This is a genomic window from Pantoea sp. E956-1 (assembly GCF_982223955.1).
In genome coordinates this window covers 241,908-265,185 of record NZ_CEUYZP010000001.1, presented here as the reverse complement: position 1 = coordinate 265,185, position 23,278 = coordinate 241,908, and the positions used below count along the sequence as shown (strand labels likewise).

General features: G+C 56.9%; 20 protein-coding genes. 11 read left to right on the top strand and 9 right to left on the bottom strand.

Annotated elements, in window-relative coordinates:
• A complete protein-coding gene (locus AC0T7J_RS01300) occupies positions 1-2,964 on the top strand; it encodes a virulence factor SrfB (RefSeq protein ID WP_473791597.1) in 2,964 nt (987 codons plus the stop codon).
• Positions 2,961-5,327 (top strand): virulence factor SrfC family protein, encoded by a 2,367-nt coding sequence (locus AC0T7J_RS01295; RefSeq protein WP_473791596.1) that lies wholly within the window; start codon positions 2,961-2,963, stop codon positions 5,325-5,327. Before AC0T7J_RS01300 ends, AC0T7J_RS01295 begins: the two co-directional genes overlap by 4 nt.
• Here AC0T7J_RS01295 and AC0T7J_RS01290 read toward each other — a convergent pair.
• From AC0T7J_RS01290 to AC0T7J_RS01280, 3 genes are all read right to left on the bottom strand, one after another.
• The gene (locus AC0T7J_RS01290; RefSeq protein ID WP_473791594.1) at positions 5,324-5,587 is read right to left on the bottom strand and encodes a barstar family protein; all 264 of its coding nucleotides are present in this window, start codon (positions 5,585-5,587) and stop codon (positions 5,324-5,326) included. The genes AC0T7J_RS01295 and AC0T7J_RS01290 overlap by 4 nt on opposite strands.
• 2 nt (positions 5,588-5,589) lie before the next feature.
• On the bottom strand, positions 5,590-6,024 hold the full coding sequence (locus tag AC0T7J_RS01285; protein ID WP_473791592.1) for a ribonuclease domain-containing protein: 435 nt from the start codon (positions 6,022-6,024) through the stop codon (positions 5,590-5,592).
• Positions 6,025-6,110: 86 nt separating this feature from the next.
• Positions 6,111-6,452 carry a helix-turn-helix domain-containing protein gene (locus tag AC0T7J_RS01280; protein ID WP_009090299.1) on the bottom strand — a complete coding sequence of 114 codons (342 nt, stop codon included), beginning with the start codon at positions 6,450-6,452 and terminating at the stop codon, positions 6,111-6,113.
• Positions 6,453-6,754: 302 nt separating this feature from the next.
• On the opposite strand from AC0T7J_RS01280, the gene AC0T7J_RS01275 reads away from it, so the two are divergent.
• Positions 6,755-7,909 carry an efflux RND transporter periplasmic adaptor subunit gene (locus AC0T7J_RS01275; RefSeq protein ID WP_473791590.1) on the top strand — a complete coding sequence of 385 codons (1,155 nt, stop codon included), beginning with the start codon at positions 6,755-6,757 and terminating at the stop codon, positions 7,907-7,909.
• A gap of 12 nt (positions 7,910-7,921) precedes the next feature.
• The gene (gene oqxB / locus AC0T7J_RS01270; RefSeq protein WP_277971640.1) at positions 7,922-11,074 is read left to right on the top strand and encodes a multidrug efflux RND transporter permease subunit OqxB; all 3,153 of its coding nucleotides are present in this window, start codon (positions 7,922-7,924) and stop codon (positions 11,072-11,074) included.
• A gap of 86 nt (positions 11,075-11,160) precedes the next feature.
• Here the strand turns inward: oqxB and AC0T7J_RS01265 are convergent, their stop codons facing one another.
• The 5 genes from AC0T7J_RS01265 to AC0T7J_RS01245 all read right to left on the bottom strand — a co-directional run bounded on the left by AC0T7J_RS01265 (position 11,161) and on the right by AC0T7J_RS01245 (position 14,264).
• Positions 11,161-11,514, bottom strand: a complete 354-nt coding sequence (locus AC0T7J_RS01265) for a type II toxin-antitoxin system HicB family antitoxin (RefSeq protein WP_473791588.1) — start codon at positions 11,512-11,514, stop codon at positions 11,161-11,163.
• Positions 11,515-11,549: 35 nt separating this feature from the next.
• A complete protein-coding gene (locus AC0T7J_RS01260) occupies positions 11,550-11,975 on the bottom strand; it encodes a type II toxin-antitoxin system HicB family antitoxin (protein ID WP_010245317.1) in 426 nt (141 codons plus the stop codon).
• A gap of 22 nt (positions 11,976-11,997) precedes the next feature.
• Entirely contained in the window at positions 11,998-12,180 is a 183-nt protein-coding gene (locus AC0T7J_RS01255) for a type II toxin-antitoxin system HicA family toxin (protein ID WP_010245321.1), read from the bottom strand.
• Positions 12,181-12,377: 197 nt separating this feature from the next.
• Positions 12,378-12,872 carry an RrF2 family transcriptional regulator gene (locus tag AC0T7J_RS01250; RefSeq protein WP_010245324.1) on the bottom strand — a complete coding sequence of 165 codons (495 nt, stop codon included), beginning with the start codon at positions 12,870-12,872 and terminating at the stop codon, positions 12,378-12,380.
• Between the two features lie 207 nt (positions 12,873-13,079).
• Complete coding sequence (locus AC0T7J_RS01245) at positions 13,080-14,264, bottom strand: MFS transporter (protein WP_473791585.1); 1,185 nt, start codon at positions 14,262-14,264, stop codon at positions 13,080-13,082.
• A 202-nt stretch (positions 14,265-14,466) separates the two neighbouring features.
• Here AC0T7J_RS01245 and tus point away from each other — a divergent pair, with 202 nt between their 5' ends.
• Positions 14,467-15,396 (top strand): DNA replication terminus site-binding protein, encoded by a 930-nt coding sequence (tus, locus tag AC0T7J_RS01240; RefSeq protein ID WP_473791583.1) that lies wholly within the window; start codon positions 14,467-14,469, stop codon positions 15,394-15,396.
• 43 nt (positions 15,397-15,439) lie between these two features.
• Here the strand turns inward: tus and fumC are convergent, their stop codons facing one another.
• Positions 15,440-16,837, bottom strand: coding sequence for a class II fumarate hydratase (fumC, locus tag AC0T7J_RS01235; protein ID WP_473791582.1), 1,398 nt, complete (start codon positions 16,835-16,837; stop codon positions 15,440-15,442).
• A 199-nt stretch (positions 16,838-17,036) separates the two neighbouring features.
• Between fumC and manA the strand changes: the two genes are divergently transcribed.
• The 6 genes from manA to AC0T7J_RS01205 all read left to right on the top strand — a co-directional run bounded on the left by manA (position 17,037) and on the right by AC0T7J_RS01205 (position 22,830).
• Positions 17,037-18,212, top strand: coding sequence for a mannose-6-phosphate isomerase (manA, locus tag AC0T7J_RS01230; RefSeq protein WP_473791580.1), 1,176 nt, complete (start codon positions 17,037-17,039; stop codon positions 18,210-18,212).
• A 132-nt stretch (positions 18,213-18,344) separates the two neighbouring features.
• On the top strand, positions 18,345-19,844 hold the full coding sequence (locus AC0T7J_RS01225) for a YdgA family protein (protein WP_473791578.1): 1,500 nt from the start codon (positions 18,345-18,347) through the stop codon (positions 19,842-19,844).
• Between the two features lie 191 nt (positions 19,845-20,035).
• Complete coding sequence (gene add / locus AC0T7J_RS01220) at positions 20,036-21,031, top strand: adenosine deaminase (protein ID WP_473791576.1); 996 nt, start codon at positions 20,036-20,038, stop codon at positions 21,029-21,031.
• A gap of 508 nt (positions 21,032-21,539) precedes the next feature.
• Positions 21,540-21,773 carry a DUF8093 domain-containing protein gene (locus AC0T7J_RS01215; RefSeq protein ID WP_473791575.1) on the top strand — a complete coding sequence of 78 codons (234 nt, stop codon included), beginning with the start codon at positions 21,540-21,542 and terminating at the stop codon, positions 21,771-21,773.
• A 5-nt stretch (positions 21,774-21,778) separates the two neighbouring features.
• Complete coding sequence (locus AC0T7J_RS01210) at positions 21,779-22,603, top strand: DUF8093 domain-containing protein (protein WP_473791574.1); 825 nt, start codon at positions 21,779-21,781, stop codon at positions 22,601-22,603.
• Between the two features lie 2 nt (positions 22,604-22,605).
• Entirely contained in the window at positions 22,606-22,830 is a 225-nt protein-coding gene (locus tag AC0T7J_RS01205) for a hypothetical protein (RefSeq protein WP_473791572.1), read from the top strand.
• The last annotated feature ends 448 nt before the right edge of the window (positions 22,831-23,278 follow it).

Here is a 23,278-nt window from a genome sequence, read left to right as displayed (position 1 = left end):
ATGCTGGCTCCCCTGATCGATGACAAACAAAAAATTTCGCTGATTGAAAACAGCGGCGTGCAGTTTCTGGATTTCGGCCTGCAACTCTCAGATACCCCGGCGCGCCGCCAGTTTGTGCGCCAGACCGCCAATGGCCCGCTGCTGCGCCTGAACGTCGATGGCAACAGCGGTAAGTTCCTGCTCTATCCGGAAGATGGCGGCGCTGCGGAAGTAGTGCGCCCGGAGTCTGATATCGCGCTGGCGGACTCGCTCTCCCTGCTGTCAGCCTGCTGGCTGCCGCTGCCGATGCTGCGCTGTGCCAGCGGACGTCGTTTTATCGGCGGGCCTGAAAACTGGGCGCGGATGCGTCTGGTTGCGCTGCCCGCGCCCGATGCAGCGGGCAATACCCATCGCGTCAGCCTGGCCTTTGATACCCGCTGCGTGGCGGAACAGGATGGCGGTGAACAGCTCGGCCTCAGCCCGGCTGATGCACAGAACGGTGTGACCTTTGCGCTCGCCTGGCACAACTACGAGCTGGGTGATTTTCTTGACCTGACCTGGGTTGACGGCTGGCTGCGCGAATCCTTTACTGACCGCGTCTCCGATCGTCGCGAACAGGCGATGAATCAGGCGCTGCGCGAGTTTGAGTATCAGGCGCACTACCTCAATCTGCTGGAGCTGCTGGGCGAACAGCTCGACCTCAGCGAGATCCATATTCAGGCCGCCACGCTGCAGACCCCGGCGGTCAACGTCGATATCATTCTGGATGTCGGTAACTCCCATACCTGCGGCATTCTGGTGGAAGATCACCCGGAAGAGAGCAACGGCCTGAAGCAGACCTATGAGCTGCAGTTGCGCGATCTGTCGCAGCCGCATCAGGTTTACAACGAGCTGTTCGACAGCCGTCTGGAGTTTGCCGAGACCCGTTTTGGCAAAGCGAACTTCTCGCTGGAGAGCGGTCGTGAGCAGGCCTTTATGTGGCCTTCTCTGACGCGCGTCGGCCGTGAAGCGAGCCGTCTGGCCCTTCAGCGTGTGGGACTGGAAGGCAGCACCGGCCTCTCCAGCCCGCGCCGTTATCTGTGGGATGAGGCGCGCTATCAGCCAGGCTGGCGCTTTAACACACCCGGCGAGCAGGCTGAACCGCTGGCCTATGCCGCGCCCTTTACCACCCTGCTTAACGACGAAGGCCAGCCGCTTTCGACGCTGGCACCCGACGATCGTCTGCCGGTCTTTTCTCCGCACTACAGCCGCAGTTCGCTGATGACCTTTATGCTGTGTGAGCTGCTGGCTCAGGCGCTGATGCAGATGAACAGCGCGGCACAGCGTCAGCGGATGCCGCAGAGCCACGCGCCGCGTCAGCTGCGCCATGTGATCCTGACGCTGCCGTCTGCGATGCCGAAGCCGGAGCGTGAAATTTTCCGCCGCCGGATGCAGGAAGCGCTGGCGCTGGTCTGGAAAGCGGAAGGCTGGCTGGCTGACGAAGAGGACTTTTCACCCTCCCTGCCGCGTCAGAACCCGAAACCACTGCCTGATGTGCAGATGGAGTGGGATGAAGCGACCTGTGGTCAGATGGTCTGGCTGTTTAATGAAACCCAGGTCAATTTCGCCGGTCGCGCCGAAGACTTTTTCAGCAGCATGGCCCGTCCGGATCGCCCGCGCGAGGCTGACGAACTGCCAGGCAAGAGCCTGCGCATCGCCTCGATTGATATCGGCGGCGGCACCACCGATCTCGCCATCACTCAGTATCGTCTGGATGATGGTCAGGGCAACAACGTCAAAATCACGCCGCGACTGCTGTTCCGCGAAGGCTTTAAAGTCGCGGGCGACGATATCCTGCTGGACGTGATTCAGCTGTGGATTTTACCGGCGCTGCAGCAGCATCTGCAGAAAGCGGGCCTGACGCTGGCGGAACCGCTGATGAACAAGCTGTTTGGTCACGACAGCCGCATGGACGGTCAGGCCACGCTGCGTCAGCAGGCCACCTTACAACTGTTTATTCCGCTGGCGCAGGCGGTACTGGAACGCTACGAAAACTGGGATCCGCTGGAGAGCCACGCGGAGATTAACGCGCTGTTTGGCGAGCTGGTCGATCAGCCGCCGGGCGAAGCGGTGCTGGCGTTTATCAACGGCGAGATTCAGCGCGAACTGGGCGGTAACAGCCGCTTTGACCTGCTGCAGGTGCCGCTGGTGGTGAGCCTGTCACAGCTGCACGGGGAATTTATGCAGCACCGGATGGCGATTATCCCGGCGCTGCGCTCAATGTGTGAAGTGGTGTCGCTCTATCAGTGCGACGTGCTGCTGCTGACCGGTCGCCCGTCGCGCTTCCCGGGCATTCAGGCGCTGGTGCGTCATCTGCAACCGCTGCCGGGCAGTCGAATTCTGTCGCTGGAAGGCTATCACACCAGCGACTGGTATCCGTTTAACAAACACGGCCGCATCGACAACCCGAAATCGACCGCGGCGGTCGGCGCGATGCTCTGCCTGCTGGCGCTGGATCTGCGCCTCAGCAGCTTCTGGTTTCGCGCAGGCGATTTTGAGCCCTACTCGACGATTCGCTATCTGGGCATGCTTGATGAAAATCAGGCGCTGACGGACGAGAACCTCTGCTACAGCGAAATTGACCTCGACGATCCCGGCTATGTGCTGGATAAAAAGCGCAGTTTCCGTATCCGCGGCAACGTCTGTCTCGGCTTCCGCCAGCTTGATAACGATCGCTGGCCCGCCTCGCCGCTCTATAGCCTGACGCTGAACGACGCCACCCTGGCGCGTAAAGTGGCCGGTGAGAGCGTGCTGCGCATCCGGCTGGCGGTAAAAGCCGGACCCGACGCGTCCGGCCCGGAAAGTCTGGTGCTGAGCGATGCCCGCCTGGATGATGGCACCCGTGTGCCGCTGGAGCAGTTGAGTCTCAAACTAAATACCCTGTCGGCAACCGGCAATGCCAATGCGCAATACTGGATTGACAGCGGGAGCGTGTGTAAACGATGAAAGCCCTGAAACCCCGTCAGCCGCAAACGCTGGCAAAACGTCTTGGCCTGTTGCAGGACGCCCTGAATAACAGTCTGGCCTGGATTGAGAGCAGTCGTGAGCAGTCGCCGCGTCTGGCGCTGGAAGCAGAAACCCTGACGCTGCAACTGCGCCAGGCGCGCGTGCAGACTCAGGCGCTGGCGCAGCAGGTGGCGCGTCCGGTAACGCTGGCGCTGTTTGGTCAGTCGCAGGCGGGTAAAGCCTGGCTGCTGAACGAAATGGTGGCCGATGCACAGGGCCAGTTAGTGACCCGCATGGGCGATAAACTGCTGAACTGGTTTCAGCATATCAATCCCGGCAACCTCGATTTTGCGACTGCCACCCGCTTCAGCCATCAGCGCGAGCCGCTCTCAAACGAGTGGCCGGTTGAACTGACGCTGCTGAGTGAAGCGGAGATCATCCGGCTGATGGTTGCCTGTGCCGGCGCGACAACGCCCGACACCGCACAGATTGACAGCGCACTGCAGCGCCTGCAGCGTCATCGTCTTGCCACGCCGCTGGCCGGCCTGGAAGGCGATGCGCTGGTGACACTCTGGTCCTGGTGCCGTCGCCGTGCGCACCACGATGCGCGGCTTGATCGTCATTTCTGGCCGCAGGCGGTTGAGCTTGCGCCCTGGCTCAGCGTTGACGACCGGGTACAGCTCTTTTCACTGCTGTGGCCTGCTCAGCCTGAGCTGAATGAGATGCTGCGCACCCTGCTGCATCTGCGTCACCAGCTGCGTAACAGCAGCCGGTTGCTCGCCCCGCTGAGCCTGCTGACCGACACATCGCTGCTGCCGGCCGAGCAGCTGATTGTGCCAGCCAGTGAGCAGGATCAGCAGCAGCTGGTCGAAGTCTGCCCGCTGAACGGCAACCGCATCGGTAAGGCGCAGAACGTGCCGCTGGGATTACTGGCGCTGCTGACGCTGGAAGTGCTGGTGCCGCTGAGTTCCACACCGCGTACCGCGCTCTATGATGATGCCGATATGCTGGAGCTTCCCGCGCCAGGCCAGTCCGGTGATGCGGCAACTCAGGAAGATCGCCAGCGTCTGCAGCAGCAGGATCCACTGCGTGCGCAGCTGCTGGAACAGAAACGCGCCCTGCTGCCCGGCTTTTACGCCGCGCGTCATGCGATTGATCTGCTGCTGGTCTGTACCGCAGCCAGCCAGCGTCAGGATGCGGACCTCGCCAGCGAAACGCTGCGCGAATGGCAGCGTCAGCAGCCTGCACAGGAATCCGCCGAGAAACCGCGTCTGATCTGGGCGATTACGCCTTTCGATGCCCGCCATCAGCAGGTCAATGTGGATGAAGCGGTGCAGCGTCAGATGGGACAGCCCGGTCAGCACTGGGGATCGATGCTGGCACTGGATCGCGCGGGCGTTGACCGCATGGCGAGCTGGTTGCAGGAGGAAATGCAGCCGGAAGCCCGCCGCGACATGCTGCTGGCCCAGCTGGCGCAGATTCAGCACACCGTGGTGGAGCGGCGTCTGCTGCCCTGGACCGAAGCGGGTGCCAGCCCGGAACAGGCGGCACGCAAAAAGAATATCGCTGATACGCTACTGAAGTGTTTACAGCATCGGACCGGCCTGCATGGCGAGCTGCTGGAACGCCTGCAGCCGCCGCGTGAAGCGCTGCGTCAGCTCTGGCTTAATCAGTCGGCCCTGCAGGGCAGCAAACCGGCCAGTATTCAGGCACCGGAAAATCAGTTCGGTATCGGGTTTGAATTTGACCTGTTCAGCGAGAGCCCGGCTGAAGCGCCAGTTCAGCCGCGCCAGAGTCTGCAGAGCGCTCAGCAGTTTCCGCGTCAGGTGCTGCTGCTGTGGCTGGATCATCTGCGTCAGCTGCCGGAAAACCGCAGCCTGCTGGCGTTGCTGAACGTGGATAAGCCAACGATGGAGTGGCTGGTTGAGGAGCTGATTACGGCCGGCTTCCGCACTGATATCGCGCAAAAGCTGCAGCAGGCGCTGCATGAGCCCGAGACACAGAGCGTCAGCCATGAATCTCGCGCCGATCGTCAGGTGACGCGGGCAATGACGGTGCTGGGGGATTTTGTGGCCTGGCTCGGCTTTTTACAGCGTCCTGAATCAGAACGCCCTGCCAGCCGCGTTAACCGGGGTCAGGTGATTTTCTCGCGTCCTCCGGCTCCCAGCGTCAGCTTCAGTGCCGGTCAGCGTCTGACCAGACTCTCTGCCGCCCCGGCCAACCACACGGCCTACTATATCTACGACTGGCTGGTGGGGCTGAACCAGGTCATCATTGAGAACAATGGTTACACCGGCGGCGGCGATCTGCCGCTGGCAGCCCGCGAAGCGCTGGTTGCGCTGCTTAAGCCGCTGCGCGCTTAATCAATGATCAGGCGCAGTTCGCCCTCCAGCGACTGCGCCGCCTCTTCAAGCAGCGCCAGCACCGGCGCTAAATCGGCGTGATGCGCGGCATAGTGCTGCAACCACATTGTGGCAGGCAGCGCCATCCCGCCCGTCAGCCAGTCCCATAACGCATCCAGATTATGTCCGAAGGTCTGCGGACAGCCGCTCTGCTCAGCAAACTGCTGATAAAACGCCGCGCGCGTGGTGAGCTGACGCAGGTCAAAGGTCAGATTAAGCATGATCAGGGCACCTGTCTGAAACTGCGGTAGTGATCGGTGGAGAGAAACACCAGCCCGTCAGAGGAGTAGACCAGGCGATCGGCATCGCGATGACCACAGCGATAATTCACATCCGCTTCATACCACTGACGGCCCGCACGCGCGGGCAGACGCTTTTCACGGTTCGTAAAGCGATCGCCGCCGATGGCTCTGCCAGGCAGAACTTCGCACAGGTTGCCTTTGGCCGGGTTCCAGCCACGCTTACGCGCGTCGTTTTTAGTGAGGTAGTAGTCCGGCAGTTGCTGATGCTGCAGCACCCAGCGCGCCACGGTATGGGCATCGGTCAGGGTGGCGATATCCGTCCGGGCAGGGGCTGAAACGGAATTCAGATAGGGTTTAAGGCCGTAGAAACAGGCCGCGAGGACGAGGAAAAGTCCGATCCAGAGTTTTTTTGACATGATGGCATCCGAGACAACAGGATGCAGATGATACCAGTTTTGCGCGCAGAGAAAAGCGCGGGCCAGACAAGCTGGCCCTGGCGAGGTTATGCTGCGTGCGAATCCCCGCTGTGCCGACGCCATGCACCCGGCGCGACGCCATACTGGCGTTTGAAGCTGCGGTTAAAAGATTGCTGCGAGTCAAAACCTAACGAGATCGCCACATTGAGAATCGGTTCATCTGTGCTGGTCAGGCGGTCGGCTGATTTCTTCAGCTTCTTAACCCGGATGTATTCACCCAGTGGATAACCGGTGTGTTCTTTAAACATGCGCTGCAGGTGCCATTTGGAGTAGCCCGCGCGCTCTGAAACGGTATCCAGATCCAGACGTGCTTCGATGTTGTTATCAATCCAGTCGATTAAATCGTGAATAAAAGCATCACTCATCATTCCAGTCTCTCCTGTCGCCGTAGCGAAAAGTATTAGTATCAGTTGCAGTTACACTTAAGGGTGGCTGACTATGCCATTTAATGCAAGTTCTATTAGTACATTAAATGCCGCACTTTTTATGGGGTTTTTACTTGGTGGTTCAGGTCTTCATCGCCCTGCCCTAAACCGCACATAAAGTGTATCTGTTATTCTTGCAGTTGCCAGTCCCGCAAGCCTACACTCACTGCGATTAATTGCAATCTTAAAAGTTGCAAATATTGGCCTGCAGGTCGCCTGTTTATATCTATCGCGGAATAACAACAATGATTACGAACCGGGTTCGTCAGGGTTTAACCCTTTTAGGGATGGTACTGCTCATCACGCAACTGAGCGGCTGCGACAAGGGTGTGGCGCAAAACGCCCCGCCACCACCGCCAGAGGTGAGTGCCGCGCCTGTGCTGATCAAGCCGGTCAGCCAGTGGGACAATTTCAATGGCCGGGTTGAAGCGGTGCAGAGCGTGCAGTTGCGTCCGCGCGTCTCGGGCTACATTGATTCTGTTAACTATCGCGAAGGCGATGAGGTCAGAAAAGGTCAGGTGCTGTTTACTATTGATGACCGGAGTTACCGCGCTGCGCTGGAGCAGGCCAAAGCGGAACTGGCCCGGGCGCGCAGTCAGGCGAGTCTGGCCCGCAGCGAATCGGGCCGCAGCGAGAAGCTGATCGGCACGCAGGCGATTTCCCGCGAGGCGTGGGAACAGCGTCGCTCTGCCGCCAGTCAGGCACAGGCGGATGTGCTGGCAGCCGAGGCCGCAGTCGACATGGCACAGCTGAACCTCGACTTTACCCGCGTCACCGCGCCGATTGATGGCCGCGCCAGCCGGGCGATGATCACCGCCGGTAACCTGGTGACCGCCGGCGACAGCGCCAGTGTGCTGACCACGCTGGTGTCGCAGCAGCAGATGTATGTCTATTTCGATGTCGATGAGAACACCTTCCTGAACTATCAGGCGATGGCGCGTCAGGGCCAGCAGCGTCATGCGCTGCCGGTTGAGATTGCGCTGGTCGGCGAACAGGGTTTCCCGCACCAGGGCAAAATTGACTTTCTGGATAACCAGCTGACCGCCAGCACCGGCACCATTCGTATGCGCGCTCTGCTCGACAATCAACAGCGGCAGTTTACGCCTGGCCTGTTTGCCCGCGTGCGTCTGCCCGGCAGCGCGCAGTTCGAGGCGGTGCTGATCGATGATAAAGCGGTATTGACCGACCAGGATCGCAAGTATGTCTATGTGGTCGATGGGGAAGGAAAAGCGCAGCGGCGTGATATCCAGCCTGGCGCGATGGTGGATGGCCTGCGCATCGTTAAATCGGGTCTGCAATCCGGCGACAGGGTCATCATCGCCGGTCTGCAAAAAGTATTTATGCCCGGCATGCCGGTCACTGCTCAGCAGGTCGCCATGCGTGCGGCAGCCGCTCAATAACCCGAGGCCGCTATGGACTTTTCCCGCTTTTTTATCGACCGGCCCATTTTTGCTGCGGTGCTGTCGATCCTGATTTTTGTGACCGGGGTGATTGCCATCCCGCTGCTGCCGGTCAGTGAATATCCCGACGTGGTGCCACCCAGCGTGCAGGTGCGCGCCGAGTATCCAGGCGCTAACCCGAAAGTGATTGCGGATTCCGTGGCGACGCCGCTGGAAGAGGCAATCAACGGCGTCGAAAACATGATGTACATGAAGTCAGTGGCCGGTTCTGACGGCGTGCTGGTGACCACCGTCACCTTCCGCCCGGGCACCGATCCTGACCAGGCGCAGGTGCAGGTGCAGAACCGTGTGGCGCAGGCGGAAGCTCGTCTGCCGGAAGATGTGCGTCGGCTGGGGATCACCACCCAGAAGATGTCGCCGACCCTGACGCTGGTCGTCCACATGTTCTCACCCAACAATACCTACGATTCGCTCTACCTGCGTAACTACGCCACTCTCAAGGTAAAAGATGAGCTGGCACGCCTGCCGGGTGTCGGCCAGATTCAGATTTTCGGTGCAGGCGAATATGCGATGCGCGTCTGGCTTGACCCCAATAAAGTGGCGGCGCGTGGCCTGACCGCCTCTGACGTGGTGACGGCAATGCAGGAGCAAAACGTGCAGGTCTCTGCCGGTCAGCTGGGTGCCGAGCCGCTGAAAAAGCAGAGCGATTTTTTGCTGTCGATCAACACCCAGGGAAGACTGGAGAGCGAGCAGCAGTTTGGCGATATCATCCTGAAAACCTCGGAAGATGGTTCGCTGGTGCGGCTGCGCGACGTGGCGCGGATTGAGATGGGCTCGGGCAGCTATGCCCTGCGCTCGCAGCTGAATAACAAAGATGCGGTCGGTATCGGCATCTTCCAGGCGCCTGGCGCCAACGCCATCGACCTCTCCAATGCGGTTCGCGCCAAAATGGATGAGCTGGCGACCCGCTTCCCTAACGACGTGAAATGGGCCGCGCCTTACGATCCGACGGTGTTTGTCCGCGACTCGATTAAAGCGGTAGTGCAGACCCTGCTGGAAGCGGTGATCCTCGTAGTACTGGTGGTGATTCTGTTCCTGCAGACCTGGCGCGCCTCGATTATTCCCCTGCTGGCGGTGCCGGTTTCGATAGTCGGTACCTTTAGCGTGCTCTATCTGCTCGGCTTCTCGCTGAACACCCTGAGCCTGTTCGGACTGGTGCTGGCGATCGGTATCGTGGTGGATGACGCCATTGTGGTGGTGGAGAACGTCGAACGTAACATTGAGATGGGGCTGTCGCCGCGCGCCGCTGCACATCAGGCGATGCGTGAGGTCTCCGGGCCGATCATCGCCATTGCGCTGGTGCTGTGCGCGGTGTTTGTGCCGATGGCGTTTCTCTCTGGCGTCACCGGGCAATTCTACAAGCAGTTCGCCACTACTATCGCCATCTCTACAGTGATCTCTGCCATTAACTCGCTGACGCTCTCGCCTGCGCTGGCGGCGATGCTGCTAAAAGATCATCATGCGCCGAAAGACCGGCTGACGCGGATCATTGATGCGCTGTTTGGCTGGCTGTTCCGGCCGTTTAACCGCTTCTTCCAGCGCAGTGCCCATGGTTATGAATCGCTGGTGGGCCGAACGCTGCGTCGCCGTGGCGCCGTGTTTGGCGTCTATATTCTGCTGCTGGCGGGTGCCGGATTTATGTTCCACACCGTGCCGGGTGGATTTATTCCGACGCAGGATAAGCTCTACCTGATTGGCGGCGTGAAGATGCCGGAAGGTTCCTCTCTGGCGCGCACAGATGAAGTGATTCGTAAGATGAGCGAAATCGGTATGCAGACCGAAGGCGTTGCCTATGCGGTGGCGTTCCCCGGCCTGAATGCATTGCAGTTCACCAATACGCCGAACAGCGGCACGGTGTTCTTCGGTCTTAAGCCGTTTAATGAGCGCAAACATACGGCGGCGGAGATTAACGCTGAGATCAATGCGAAAATCGCGCAAATCCAGCAGGGCTTTGGCTTCTCGATTATGCCACCGCCGATTCTGGGGCTGGGCCAGGGCTCAGGCTACTCGCTCTATGTTCAGGACCGGGCGGGTCTGGGTTATGGCGCACTGCAGACGGCGATTAATACGCTGTCGGGCAGCATCATGCAGACGCCAGGGATGCACTTCCCCATCTCCTCTTATCAGGCCAACGTTCCGCAGCTTGATGTGAAGGTAGACCGGGATAAAGCCAAAGCGCAGGGGGTATCGCTGACCGCGCTGTTCAGCACGCTCCAGACCTATCTCGGCTCGTCGTATGTGAATGACTTTAACCGCTTTGGCCGAACCTGGCGGGTAATGGCGCAGGCTGACGGGGATTTCCGCGACAGCGTCGAAGATATCGCTAATCTGCGAACCCGAAACGATCGCGGTGAAATGGTGCCGATTGGCAGCATGGTCAACATTACCACCACCTACGGTCCCGACCCGGTGATCCGCTACAACGGCTATCCGGCGGCGGATTTGATTGGTGATGCCGACCCACGCGTGCTCTCCTCGGCGCAGGCGATGAGTCAGCTCGAAGCGATGTCCGGTCAGCTATTGCCGAACGGCATGAACATCGAGTGGACCGATCTGAGTTATCAGCAGTCAACGCAGGGCAATACCGCGCTGATTGTCTTCCCGATGGCCGTGTTGCTGGCGTTCCTGGTGCTGGCCGCGCTGTATGAGAGCTGGACACTGCCGCTGGCGGTGATCCTGATTGTGCCGATGACCATGCTCTCTGCGCTGTTTGGCGTCTGGCTGACCGGCGGTGACAACAACGTCTTCGTGCAGGTCGGACTGGTGGTGCTGATGGGTCTGGCCTGCAAGAACGCGATTCTGATCGTCGAGTTTGCGCGAGAGCTGGAGATTCAGGGCAAAGGGATTGTGGAAGCGGCGCTGGAAGCGTGTCGCCTGCGTCTGCGTCCGATTGTGATGACCTCCATCGCCTTTATCGCCGGTACAATACCGTTGATTCTGGGTGAAGGCGCGGGTGCAGAGGTGCGCGGCGTTACCGGTATTACAGTCTTCTCCGGCATGCTCGGCGTGACGCTGTTCGGCCTGTTCCTGACGCCGGTGTTCTACGTCGCCCTGCGCAAGCTGGTGACGCGCCGGTCAGGTAGTGCATCGTCCGTGACGGCGTAAACCGTAAAAGTTAAAAGGGGCGATCATACGATCGCCCCCTTTTTATGCCTGTGATTCACAGATGCCGGCAGACCCTGCCTTGCAGGTTAGCGCCGCTTCAATCTTTCATTCAGCGTTTCAATGATAAACGCATTCAGCGAGGTTTCATTTTGCGCGGCAGCCTGAGACAGGCGCTCTCCCAGCGATTCAGGATAGCGCAGCGTAAAGGTCTTAATTTTTTCCTGCTCAGCATAGGGATTAATGCCGGAGTCTGCACAATCTTCCAGGTATTCGCGCAGCGAAATCTCGCCCTCTTTGTACAGCCCCTGTACGCTGTCAGAAACAAAATCACAGTAGCCTGACAGGCCAGTAAAGCGCCCACGGAACATGTTGAGTTCAGGAACATAGGTGATCACGGCGGGTTGCCCGGCGACGTTAGCCAGATCTGACTCATTATTCATCTTTGACCTCTGGCGCTCTGCTTGCGGGCAGATGATCAAGTCCGAATTTCAATCCGGGCTTTGCGTCCCAACTGAGCCAGCGCCAGTTCCACATTTTCGACTTTCGATGAGTGCTCCACATCCAGTAGTCGATCAACCTGTGGACCATTCACGCCCAGCTGGCGTGCCAGATCGACTTTGCGGGTGCCGGTTTCAATCATTGCGTTGTAAAGTGCCGCTTTCATTGCCACCAGTACAGGCACAGAGACAATGTACTCTCCTTCCAGCGGTTTACTGGCAACCGGAATCGGACGACGCGTATCCATCTCGAGAGAGATTGCCGTCACCAGTCCATCTTCGGCTTCTGCAAGTGCTTCCTCAACGGTGTCGCCGACGGAATGCAGTAACGGCAAATCACGACACGAGACCTCATAGGTATCGGTTTTGGCGTCATGAGTTAATCTGACGGCATAATTAAACATAGAGTTACCTCTCTGATCGGGCTCACAGGCCCAGATCTTTTAAAATTTTTCTGCGCGTACCTTCAGGCATTTCTTTTGCTCCGTGATCCGGAAAAATGGATTGCCTGTCGCCCAGGAAGACCTTGAAATGGCTGCTTCCACTGCGGTGCTTAGTCAAAATAGCGCCCTGCTGAATGAGCCAGCGTCTGAATTCACTGTACTTCATCGCGTTCCCTCGCTGTGTATAACAGCAAGAATAACATTGGTGATAATCAATACAACATTAATGTTGTGATGGATGCTGAATTTTCAAATGATTGATCAGGTTCAGCGTGACAACCGACCCCAGGAAAGTGAGTTATTGGCTTAAGGCAGATTTGAGGCAGGTAGTTACTGACCAGCAGGCATAAAAAAAGCCGCTAATCAGCGGCTCTTTTTGCAGAGATCATCAATCTCTTCGGGTTCAGGTTCCGGCACGGCGGTGCAGTTGCTGGTGTCGCGTTTCTTCAGTTCGTTCAGTGCGTCTGCCACGGTGCGTTTTGCCAGCACATCCAGCGACGCCTGCTCGGCTTCATCGGCTATCGACTTGAAGTACCAGCAGAGGTTGGCACTGACCAGACAACGCGGCGCAACGTCAGGACGCGCGGCCCAGATTTTTTTGTCTTCGATCACGGAGACATAGATATCCCGCAGGGTAATTTCCGCAGCAGGACGGCCCAGATGAATTGAACCGGTACGGCCCAGCGTGGAGACGATAATGCCGTCACGGGTCAGCGGAACCATTAATTTTCGTATGAAACTGGGATTCGCTTCCAGCCCGTAGGCCAGAATCGCGCTGGTAGAGCGTTTTCCCATTTGCTCCGCCATCGCTACGCTCAGAACCATTTGCAAAGCTGTCGGGAAGCGGTAATCAAGCATTTCTTTATCCTGAGTTGCGGTGCATCTTATTGTTTTATTGCCGCATAAGTGAACAATCAATGAGCAATAAATATAACAAACACTGTTGCTTTTTTGAAGCAAACTGGCGGTGACAAGGCACGTATTCACCAAAGGCTGAGGCCCGATAGCACAAGGTGCTTAGCCTGCTAACTGCCCTCTTCCTGCGGAGCAGGAAGAACCGTTCCGTTATGCCGTGGTGGCCGATGACGCCGGTAATCGCTGCTTCAGTGCCATAACCAGTACCACGTTAAAGATTGCCAGGGCGCAAAGCAACCACAGCGTCGCCGATGCTCCCATCTTTTCAAACACATATCCACCTATCAGCGGCGTCAGTGCCTGCCCCATCAACGCCGGGCGGGCCATTTTACCCACCACAATCGCATAGGACTCTGGTTTGACCATTGCCAGCGGTAAAGTTCCGCGCACGATGGCACGTAAGCCATTTCCTGCGCCATACAGCACCATACTCAGCAACGCCATCTGCGGAAACAGCGCCAGTAACAGCAAGCCCAGCGCCACCAGCCCGACGGAAAAAAAGGTGGTGCGGATGGGATGGCTGCGTTTAAAGGCGATATCGACGAGTCGGGATCCCACCTGGCACGGACCAAGTACGGCGCTGATCGCCAGCGCCGAGGTCAGCGTATGGCCACTCGCCTGCAACAAGGCGATAAGCTGCACGGAAATAGCCGTCATAATCACTGACGCCAGGGTAAAAATGGCACAGAGCAGCCAGAACAGCGCAGGCGCAATCTCCGCCGCGCCAGGCTGCGGACTCGGTCGTTTCACCGGCCGTTGAGCGTGACTATCCGGTAAGGCAAACAAATAGGCGGGCAGCACACAGACGACCATCAGTGCCGCAATAATCAGCGACGCGTTCCGCCAGCCGAATCCGTGGATTAACAATGCCGTTCCCGGCCAGACCAGCGTGGTGCAGAAGCCAGATATCAGGGTGATTCCGGTAATCGCTCCACGCGCCTGACCGCCATAGCAGGTGCCGAGCGTGGCAAACAGTGCGTCATAAAGGCCCATCGCCATGCCGATGCCAATAATCACCCAGGCAAACAGAAACAGTGGCAGAGAGTGGCTGTAAGCCATGATCACCAGCCCCACCGCCATCACCATGCCGCTCAGCGCCAGCAGCAGGCGGCCACCGGTTCGGGCGATAATCCTGCCTGCCAACGGTGACAACAGGCCCGATACCAGAATCCCGGTCGAGAGCGCGCCATAAATCCACTGCTGTGACCAGCCTGTCTCAGCCGCAATCGGATTCGCCATCACTGCCATCAGGTAGAACGACCCGCCCCACGAGAGGATCTGCACCCAGCCCAGGGTAATAATGGCGGTGATACCGGGTTTGTTGTTCTGATTCACAGGCAATCTCCTGGTTAGCAGGCGAACCGTTTTTATAACATGTTCTGTGATAAGCCAAAATGCGTGATGCCCTTTTAACTGGCTAGCCAGGCAGGCCGCACCGTTTTGTGTACAGCTTTAAATGTATGTTGTAACTACATGCCACTTGCATCCTCGCCAGGCTTCTGCCACATTGTGGACGTTGTAACTACGGAGGCACAATATGACGCGCTACGACTTAGTGGCTGATATGCATCAATGTGTAAATGACCTGGAACTGGCGCTGGGTGAGTTGCGTCAGCAGATTGAAGCGCAGCCACTGCTGATCGCCCGCGTCTTCAGCCTGCCGCCGGTGGTTAAAGGCCGCGAACATGAAGCGATCACCCGGATTGCCGTCGAGCAGCATCTCGGTGAGAGCGCGTTAAAGATGGCGCTTGACCACTACTGCCGCCTGTTTATGCAGCATCAGTCAGAACAGCTGAGCACCAAGGCTGCCGTGCGCTTACCTGGCGCGCTCTGTATCGAATGCGACGCGCAGCAGGAGGCGGAGATCGGCTCGCTGGTTGACGTCATCAATCAGCTGAAAGCACGGCTGGAGCAGCTGATTACGGTGGACTCAGGCCTGCCGAGTGAGGCGCGTTTTGAGTTCGTCCACCAGCATTTGCGCGGGCTGATCACCCTGAATGCCTATCGCACTATCACCCTGCTGAGCGCACCCGACAGCCTGCGTTTTGGCTGGGCCAACAAGCACATTATCAAGAATCTCAAGCGTGAAGAGGTGATCGCCCAGTTGGAAAAAAGCCTGAAGTCGGGACGTGCAAAAGCGCCGTGGTCGCGTGAACAGTGGGCGGAAAAAGTGCAGGAAGAGCTGGCAAGCGTGCGCGCCCTGCCCGCTTCGGCACGGCTGAAAATCAAGCGCCCGGTGAAAGTCCAGCCGGTTGCACGCGTCTGGCGCGCGGATGAACAAAAACAGACTCAGCTGGCCTGCCCTTCACCGATTCTGGTTATCTGTCGCGATCGCACGCAGGTTCCGGTTCTGGGCGAATTGCTTAACTACGATGCCGATAACATTAACTATCGTTATAAACCTGCCGCTGAACCGCTGAATCTTTTGATCCCCAGACTGCATCTGTGGGTCGATTGTCCGATATAAATCAAAAAGGCCAGCATTCGCTGGCCTCTGACCCACTCAAATCTTATGACTTCATGCTGCCGACCATCTCTTCCGGCCGTACCCAGGCATCAAACTCCTCTTCGGTAAGATAACCCAGCTTCAGCGCCGAGCCTTTCAGCGTCAGCCCCTCTTTGTGCGCCTTCTTGGCAATTTCTGCCGCTTTGTCATAGCCAATATGGGTATTCAGCGCCGTCACCAGCATCAGCGATTCGTTAAGCAGTTGATCGATGCGCTCACGCACCGGCTCAATGCCGACCGCGCAGTGATGATTAAAGCTGTCCATGCCATCCGCCAGCAGGCGAATCGATTGCAGGAAGTTATGGATCACCATCGGACGGAACACGTTAAGCTCAAAGTTACCGGATGCACCGCCCATGTTGATCGCCACATCGTTACCCATCACCTGACAGCAGAGCATGGTCATCGCTTCGCACTGGGTCGGGTTAACTTTACCCGGCATGATGGAGCTGCCTGGTTCATTTTCCGGGATGGCGATTTCGCCGATGCCGCAGCGCGGGCCGGAAGAGAGCCAGCGCACATCGTTAGCGATTTTCATCAGCGAGGCGGCCAGCCCTTTCAGCGCGCCATGCGCATGCACCAGCGCATCACAGGTTGCCAGCGCCTCAAACTTGTTTGGCGCAGTGACAAACGGCTGCTGTGTGAGATCGGCCAGCGCCTTCGCCACGCGCACCGCATATTCCGGGTGAGTGTTCAGGCCGGTACCGACTGCGGTGCCGCCCAGCGCCAGTTCCGCCACGTGAGGAATACTCTGCTCAATATGCTTCAGGTTATGCTCCAGCATCGCCACCCAGCCGGAAATCTCCTGGCCCAGCGTCAGCGGCGTCGCATCCTGCAGGTGCGTACGGCCAATCTTAACGATATCTTTAAAGGCGTCGGACTTCTGGCTCAGGGTATTTTTCAATACCTCAATTTGTGGGATAAGCTGTTCGCGCAGGGCGATAACGGCAGCAACGTGCATCGCGGTCGGGAAGACATCATTGGAACTCTGGCTCTTGTTCACATCGTCGTTGGGATGCACGAGCCGCGCCATACCGCGCTCTCCACCCAGAATTTCACTGGCGCGGTTCGCCAGCACTTCATTCATGTTCATATTGGTCTGGGTGCCGGAACCGGTCTGCCAGATCGCCAGCGGGAATTCGTCCGCATGCTTGTCTGCCAGCACTTCATCGGCCGCGCTGACAATCGCCCCGGCGCGGTCAGCGGGCAGCAGTCCCAGATCGCGGTTAACGCTGGCCGCGGCGCGCTTGGTCAGTGCCAGTGCATGCACCAGCGCGGTCGGCATTTTTTCGGTTGAGATGCGGAAGTGTTCCAGTGAGCGCTGAGTCTGCGCGCCCCACAGTTTGTCTGCCGGTACGTCGATGGGGCCCATTGAATCTTTCTCAATGCGATTGGCTGCCATGAATACGTCTCCTTCATCTGGTTTTTAAAAGAATGACCGCCCGGTCCGTCATGACGATCGACTGCCGGGCGGTCAGGATAGTAATACACAATAATTTAACATTATCAGAGCTTAGCGTCCTTTTGCGCTGGAGATGTATTTTTACCGGCAGTTTCTGGTTTAATACGGGCAATAATTTCCCGTGATAAAGGGTTATACGATGCAAAAAATGAACAATACGCTGCAAAATTACGCATGGGGCAGCAAAACTGCGTTGACTGAGCTCTACGGAATCGCCAACCCCCAGGGACTGCCGATGGCGGAACTCTGGATGGGCGCGCATCCGAAAAGCCCGTCCACTGTGGTTGACCAGGGCAGCGAGCAGTCGCTGCGTGACGTGATTGATGCCGCGCCTGCCGCTATGCTGGGCGAGGCGGTGGCACAGCGTTTTGGCGAGCTTCCTTTCCTGTTCAAAGTATTGTGTGCCGATCAGCCGCTGTCGATTCAGGTCCATCCCAGCAAACGCGCGGCGGAAGCCGGTTTTGCCCGTGAGAATGCAGCCGGTATTCCGCTGACGGCGGCTGAGCGCAATTATAAAGATGCCAACCACAAGCCGGAACTGGTCTATGCACTGACGCCCTTCCAGGCGATGAATGGCTTTCGCACGCTGACGCAGATGGTTTCACTACTGGAGCCGGTCGCGGGCGCACATCCTCAGATTGCCCATTTTCTGCAGCATCCCGATCAGGAGACGCTGGCCGCGCTCTTCTCTACCCTGCTGTCACTGGAGGGCGAGGCGAAATCGCTGGCGCTGGGCATCCTGAAATCCGCGGTTGATGCACAGCAGGGTGAGCCGTGGGAGACCATTCGCATGATTGCGGCAGAGTATCCTGACGACAGCGGCCTGTTTTCACCGCTGCTGCTGAACGTGGTCACCCTGCAACCGGGCGAGGCGATGTTCCTCTATGCGGAGACCCCGCACGCTTATCTGAAAGGTGTGGCGCTGGAGGTGATGGCAAACTCCGATAACGTGTTGCGGGCCGGTTTAACGCCGAAATATATCGATATTGCCGAGCTGATGGCGAACCTGAAGTTTGAAGAGAAGCCAGCCAGCACCCTGCTGACCGAGCCGGAGCAACAGGGCAACGCGCTGCGCTTCCCGATTCCGGTGGAGGATTTTGCCTTTGCCATTCATACCCTGAACGCAGAGCCACAGCCGCTGGCGCAGCAGAGCGCCGCAGTGCTGTTCTGCATCGAAGGCCAGGCGGTGATCGCCAAAGGTGAGCAGCAGGTGACGCTGAAACCAGGCGAATCCTGCTTCATTGCCGCCAGCGAATCCCCCGTCACGGTTGCAGGCACGGGCCGACTGGCGCGGGTATTTAACGACTTAGGGTGAAGCGGCTGACGGAGTGCCTGTTAACTGCTATTATTTCAACCTATTAGCTTTTAAACGCCTGCGGGCGTTTTTCTTCAGTCGCCGGGGTAAACCTGCGGCATAAGCGGACTCAAGGATAAGGACGAATCAGCAATGAAAAAGACCAATGTTGCCGTAGGTGTCATCATCGCACTGGGCGTAGTCTGGACTGGCGCGGCCTGGTTCACCGGCAAGCAGATTGAAAGCCACAGGGATGAGCTGGTGCAGAACGCCAATGCCCAGCTGAATGCTTATGCCCCTAACAGCCGACTGAAGATCAGCTATCAGGACTATCAGCGTGGCGTATTCAGCAGCAAAGTGAATCTGGTGATTCAGGCCAACTCGCAGACCGAAGATAATCCCCTGCTGAAACCTGGCCAGAGCATCATCCTGAACGAAACCATCGATCATGGCCCTTTCCCGTTTGCTCAGCTGAAGCATTTCAATCTGATCCCGAGCATGGCGTCGGTTCATACCGAACTGGCTAACACCGATGCGGTGAAAAAACTGTTTGAGCTGACCGGCAACAAGTCGCTGATTACCGCCGATACCCGTATCGGCTACAGCGGTGCCACCGATACGGCGCTGCGCGTTCTGCCGGTAGATTATCAGAATGCGCAAAGCGGCGAGCGTCTGGCCACCAATGGGGGCACCTTCAACGTCAGCGCGGATAACAAAGGCGACAAAGTGTCGCTGGACAGTGACGTTGATAGCCTTGCGCTGACCAGTAAAAATGAGATGGGCCAGCCGGTGCTGTTCACCCTCAATGGTCTGAAGCTGAGCGGTAATACGCACCTCAGCCCGGAAGGCGTGCGTATTGGCGACCAGTCGGTGGAGGTTGAGAAGGTCAACGCCAGCATTAATGGTCAGGACGCCCTGACGCTGAACAAAATGAAAGGCACCTCCTCTTTCGATAACAGCGCCGGGAAGATTGGCGGCAATATCGATTACAAGGTTGAAGGCATTCAGTTGCAGAAGCAGGATTTTGGTCAGGCAGCGCTGAAGATGAAACTGTCACAGTTTGATGCGCAGGCGGTAAAAGCCTTCTCTGATCGTTACAACGCCCAGATGCAGGAACTGCTGAGCCAGCCTGGCGTCGCGGAAGATCCTATCCGCTACCAGGCGGGTGTGCATCAGATTCTGATGAGTAACCTGCCGATGCTGCTGAAAGGCTCACCCGCGATCAGCATCGCCCCGCTGAGCTGGAAAAATGATAAAGGTGAAAGCACCTTTAACCTGACCGCTAATTTCAACGATCCCGCTGCGGTGACCGGTGAAGCCCAGACACTCAGCGCCATGGTTGATCGGGTCCTCAAGAGCCTGGACAGCAAGCTGGTCATCAATATGCCAATGGCGACCGAAACCATGCATAAAGTCGGCCTGGCTGAAGGATATCAGGCCGATGACGCACAGAAGCTGGCAGATCAGCAGGTGAAAGGTCTGGCGGCGATGGGGCAGATGTTCCGCCTGACCCAGCAGCAGGATAACAATATCGTCACCAGCCTGCAGTATATCAACGGTCAGGTGAACATGAACGGCGACAAAATGACGCTGGAGCAATTCCTCTCCCGCTATATGCTGGGTATGCCGACCAGCGAAGGGATGCCGCAGTAATTTTCCTCTCTTACTTTTAAGGCGGCCTCCGGGTCGCCTTTTTTATACATGACAGCCGGTGGAATGACTTTGCTCGTCCGTTATGCGTAATTAAGCAGCATCTGGCGCGGCTGTTGCGCAAATAGCTGGCGCTGTTGCGCAAGATATTTTTATAATGCTCTGCACTTCACCGACAACTGAGCGAGTGCGCCATGATCGATTCTAAAATTCCTCTGACTGATATCCACCGCCACCTTGATGGCAACATTCGTGCACAAACCATTCTCGATTTAGGTCGCCAGTTTAACCTTTCCCTGCCCGCTTCCACGCTGGAAACGCTGCGTCCGCATGTGCAGGTTGGCGAGAATGAACCTGATCTGGTGAGCTTCCTGCAGAAACTGGACTGGGGCGTGAAAGTACTGGGCGATCTGGACGCCTGCCGCCGGATCGCGCAGGAGAATGTCGAAGATGCCGCCCGCGCGGGCATTCACTATGCTGAACTGCGTTTTTCCCCTGGCTATATGGCGATGACCCACAACCTGCCGATTGCCGGTGTGGTTGAAGCGGTAATTGATGGCGTGCGCGCAGGCCGTCAGCAGCATGATATCGATGTACGTCTGATTGGTATTATGAGCCGCACCTTTGGCGAAGATGCCTGCCTGAGTGAACTGGAAGCTTTGCTTGCCCATCGCGATCACATCACCGCGGTCGATCTGGCGGGTGATGAGCTGGGCTTCCCGGGCAGCGAGTTCCTGAGCCACTTTACCCAGGCGCGCGATGCCGGTTTCCGCGTTACCGTCCATGCGGGCGAAGCGGCCGGACCCGAGAGCATCTGGCAGGCGATTCGGGAGCTGGGTGCAGAACGTATCGGTCACGGCGTGAAAGCGATTGAAGATCCCGCGCTGATGGATTTCCTTGCAGAGCACCGTATTGGCATTGAATCCTGCCTGACCTCCAATATCCAGACCAGCACCGTGCCATCACTGGCGCAGCATCCGCTGAAGACCTTCCTGGAGCATGGCATTCTGGCGACCATCAATACGGATGATCCGGCGGTTCAGGGTATTGAACTGGCGCATGAGTATCATCACGCCGCTCCGGCTGCCGGTCTGAGCGCGGCGCAGATCCGTCAGGCGCAGGAAAATGGTCTGACGATTGCGTTCCTTAACGAAGCAGAGAAAGCGGCTCTTCGCGCACGGGTGCAGTAATCCTGAAGCATAGCGACAAAAAACGGGCCGGATATCCGGCCCGTTTTGCTTTTTGCATAATGCCTTAAGACTTAGACAATCAAATTTTTTTAGCGCTGGCTGGCGATGTCACTACCCGCCTAATACCATTCAACGACATTAAATTCATATGGACCTTTGAAGCTCAGTTCTGCGCCCCGGACTCCGGCAGGATAAACGGGGAAATTGTAGAAAGGTAAGAGCCAGATCAGTTCGGGAAAAAGCTGACTCTACCCCGTCTTGCCGTACGCAACTGGCATCAGATAAATGAGCAACAAGGTAGTTCCTGCGGTGAAGTGTGACTGCCAGGTTCTGGCACGACACCCGCAAAATCAGAACTTAAAACGAACGGCCTTACGCTGGTCACTTTGATCTCCGTTTTAGGGTGTACCCGTCACGGGGGGATCAGGCATTCTTTGCCTGAATGATTGCGTTCTGTACTCCGCTGTACGAAAATACGCCTATCACGGAGCAATAAACAGGATGTTTTATGGCGCTGAGCCTGCCCGGAAATCGTCTTTTCTGCCTGTCCAGAGATAATCTGAACCCCGAATCATTTGAGCGAATAATCCGCCCTTATGCTGCCTGGCAGCACGCCGAAAAGGACTATCGGTATGATGACAGGTGGTATCACTCCCATTATATCGTCAATATCGACCTGAAATCTGACGGCCATATTCCTCCGCCACGCCTGAATATGGCTCGCAGGCAAAAGCACAACTGAAACATATGATTGAACGGGGTGACGTGGTATGCCTGAATGACGTATCGGTTCTTCCTGCCAACCTGTTTTACATTGACGACAACGGAGTGTTAATCTGCCGTGATAAAACTGCCTTCCTGTTTGATGGCGCCCAGCGGATTATTAAAGAATTTAACCTTGCGGTCAGTAGACGCAATTACCGGCATTCCGGTGGAAAACCTGCCCCAACCTCATCAAGGCAGCTCAGGGCAGGAAGCAGCCATCCTGTGACCTACGGCACCCTTAACAGTAAAAGCGTCGGTCGGTTACTTGCCGCTGGCGGAGTCTATAATGGCAATGTCGAGGAATTCCGTAAAACAGCACAACAGCTCGGCGGTGATGCACCAGCGGGTTACGATCAGGTCATGGATAACATAGGTCTGATTATCGCGGGTGCTTCTATTGCTGCAGGTCTAAGTCTCGGTCGCCTGGGTGCTACCAGCGAAATTGAGCAGTTAGAAACATTGGCTCGGAAAGAAACGCTATCAGCCAATGGCAAAGAGTTTACTCTCGATGCTCTCTCTCAGTCAGGAGGCAAGATAGATCCTGCAGTAAAGTCAGGTAATTACACTGTTGCGGGCAGAGCCCTGCAGAAACACGGAAGCCGGGAAGGTAGCGCATTCCCAATGGCGAGAGGCACCCCAACTCAGATGAACAAGCAGGGGCAAAAGATATTAGATTCAATCATCAGACCAGCAGGTATAACAGTAAAAGAAGGTAACCGTTTTGGTGGATTTGATATAATGTCCCCTGATGGGAAAGGATCAAGATTCGATCCAGATGGTAATTTTAGAGGTTTTCTGGAGCCTTAATAATGACAAATAAAAACCAATTAAAAATTCTTGTAGCTAGCGATGTAGATTATGAGGAGTTAATCGCCGAAATCTATTGTGATGATAAGTTTATCGCTCTTTTGCAGCAGGAAGATGGCAAAGAAAATCTCAAAATTGAGTTTCAGCCGAACCTAAAACCAATTAATTTCGAATGGTTCCAAAATGCTTTAATTGAAGCTAAGTCCACACTACTTGGCAAAAACTAATAAAAAGCCTTTCGGGACTCTTTTTGTGACTGCAGATCGGCCGGATAAAACCTAACGCCCGTTCTATGGACAGACATGGTAAAAATAGCCGACAACAAACGCCCCGGCAAGGTACTGAAACTGGCAAACGATAAAATGGACGAGCTGGACCGTCAGGCAACGTGAACGAAGCAAAAGCATGTCGAAAAGCTGGGCACAGGCGCGTGTCAGGAATAGCTCAGGCCCGAATCAGTCAATCCAGAAGAATTCAGAGCCAGCCTCAAACAATAATCCGGCCCTGCTCTGCCGATTCACAATCACTCTCGGTTGTCTCTTCGGCCGGTTTCTCGTTCACCCGGGCGCTGCGCTCCGGGCGTGAGACGGCTGTAGGCGATGCGATCTTTTTTTAGCTAAAAGGTCAGGCAGGACGGGGATGTAATTGAAAGGTCACAAGAATAGCACGCTGCAG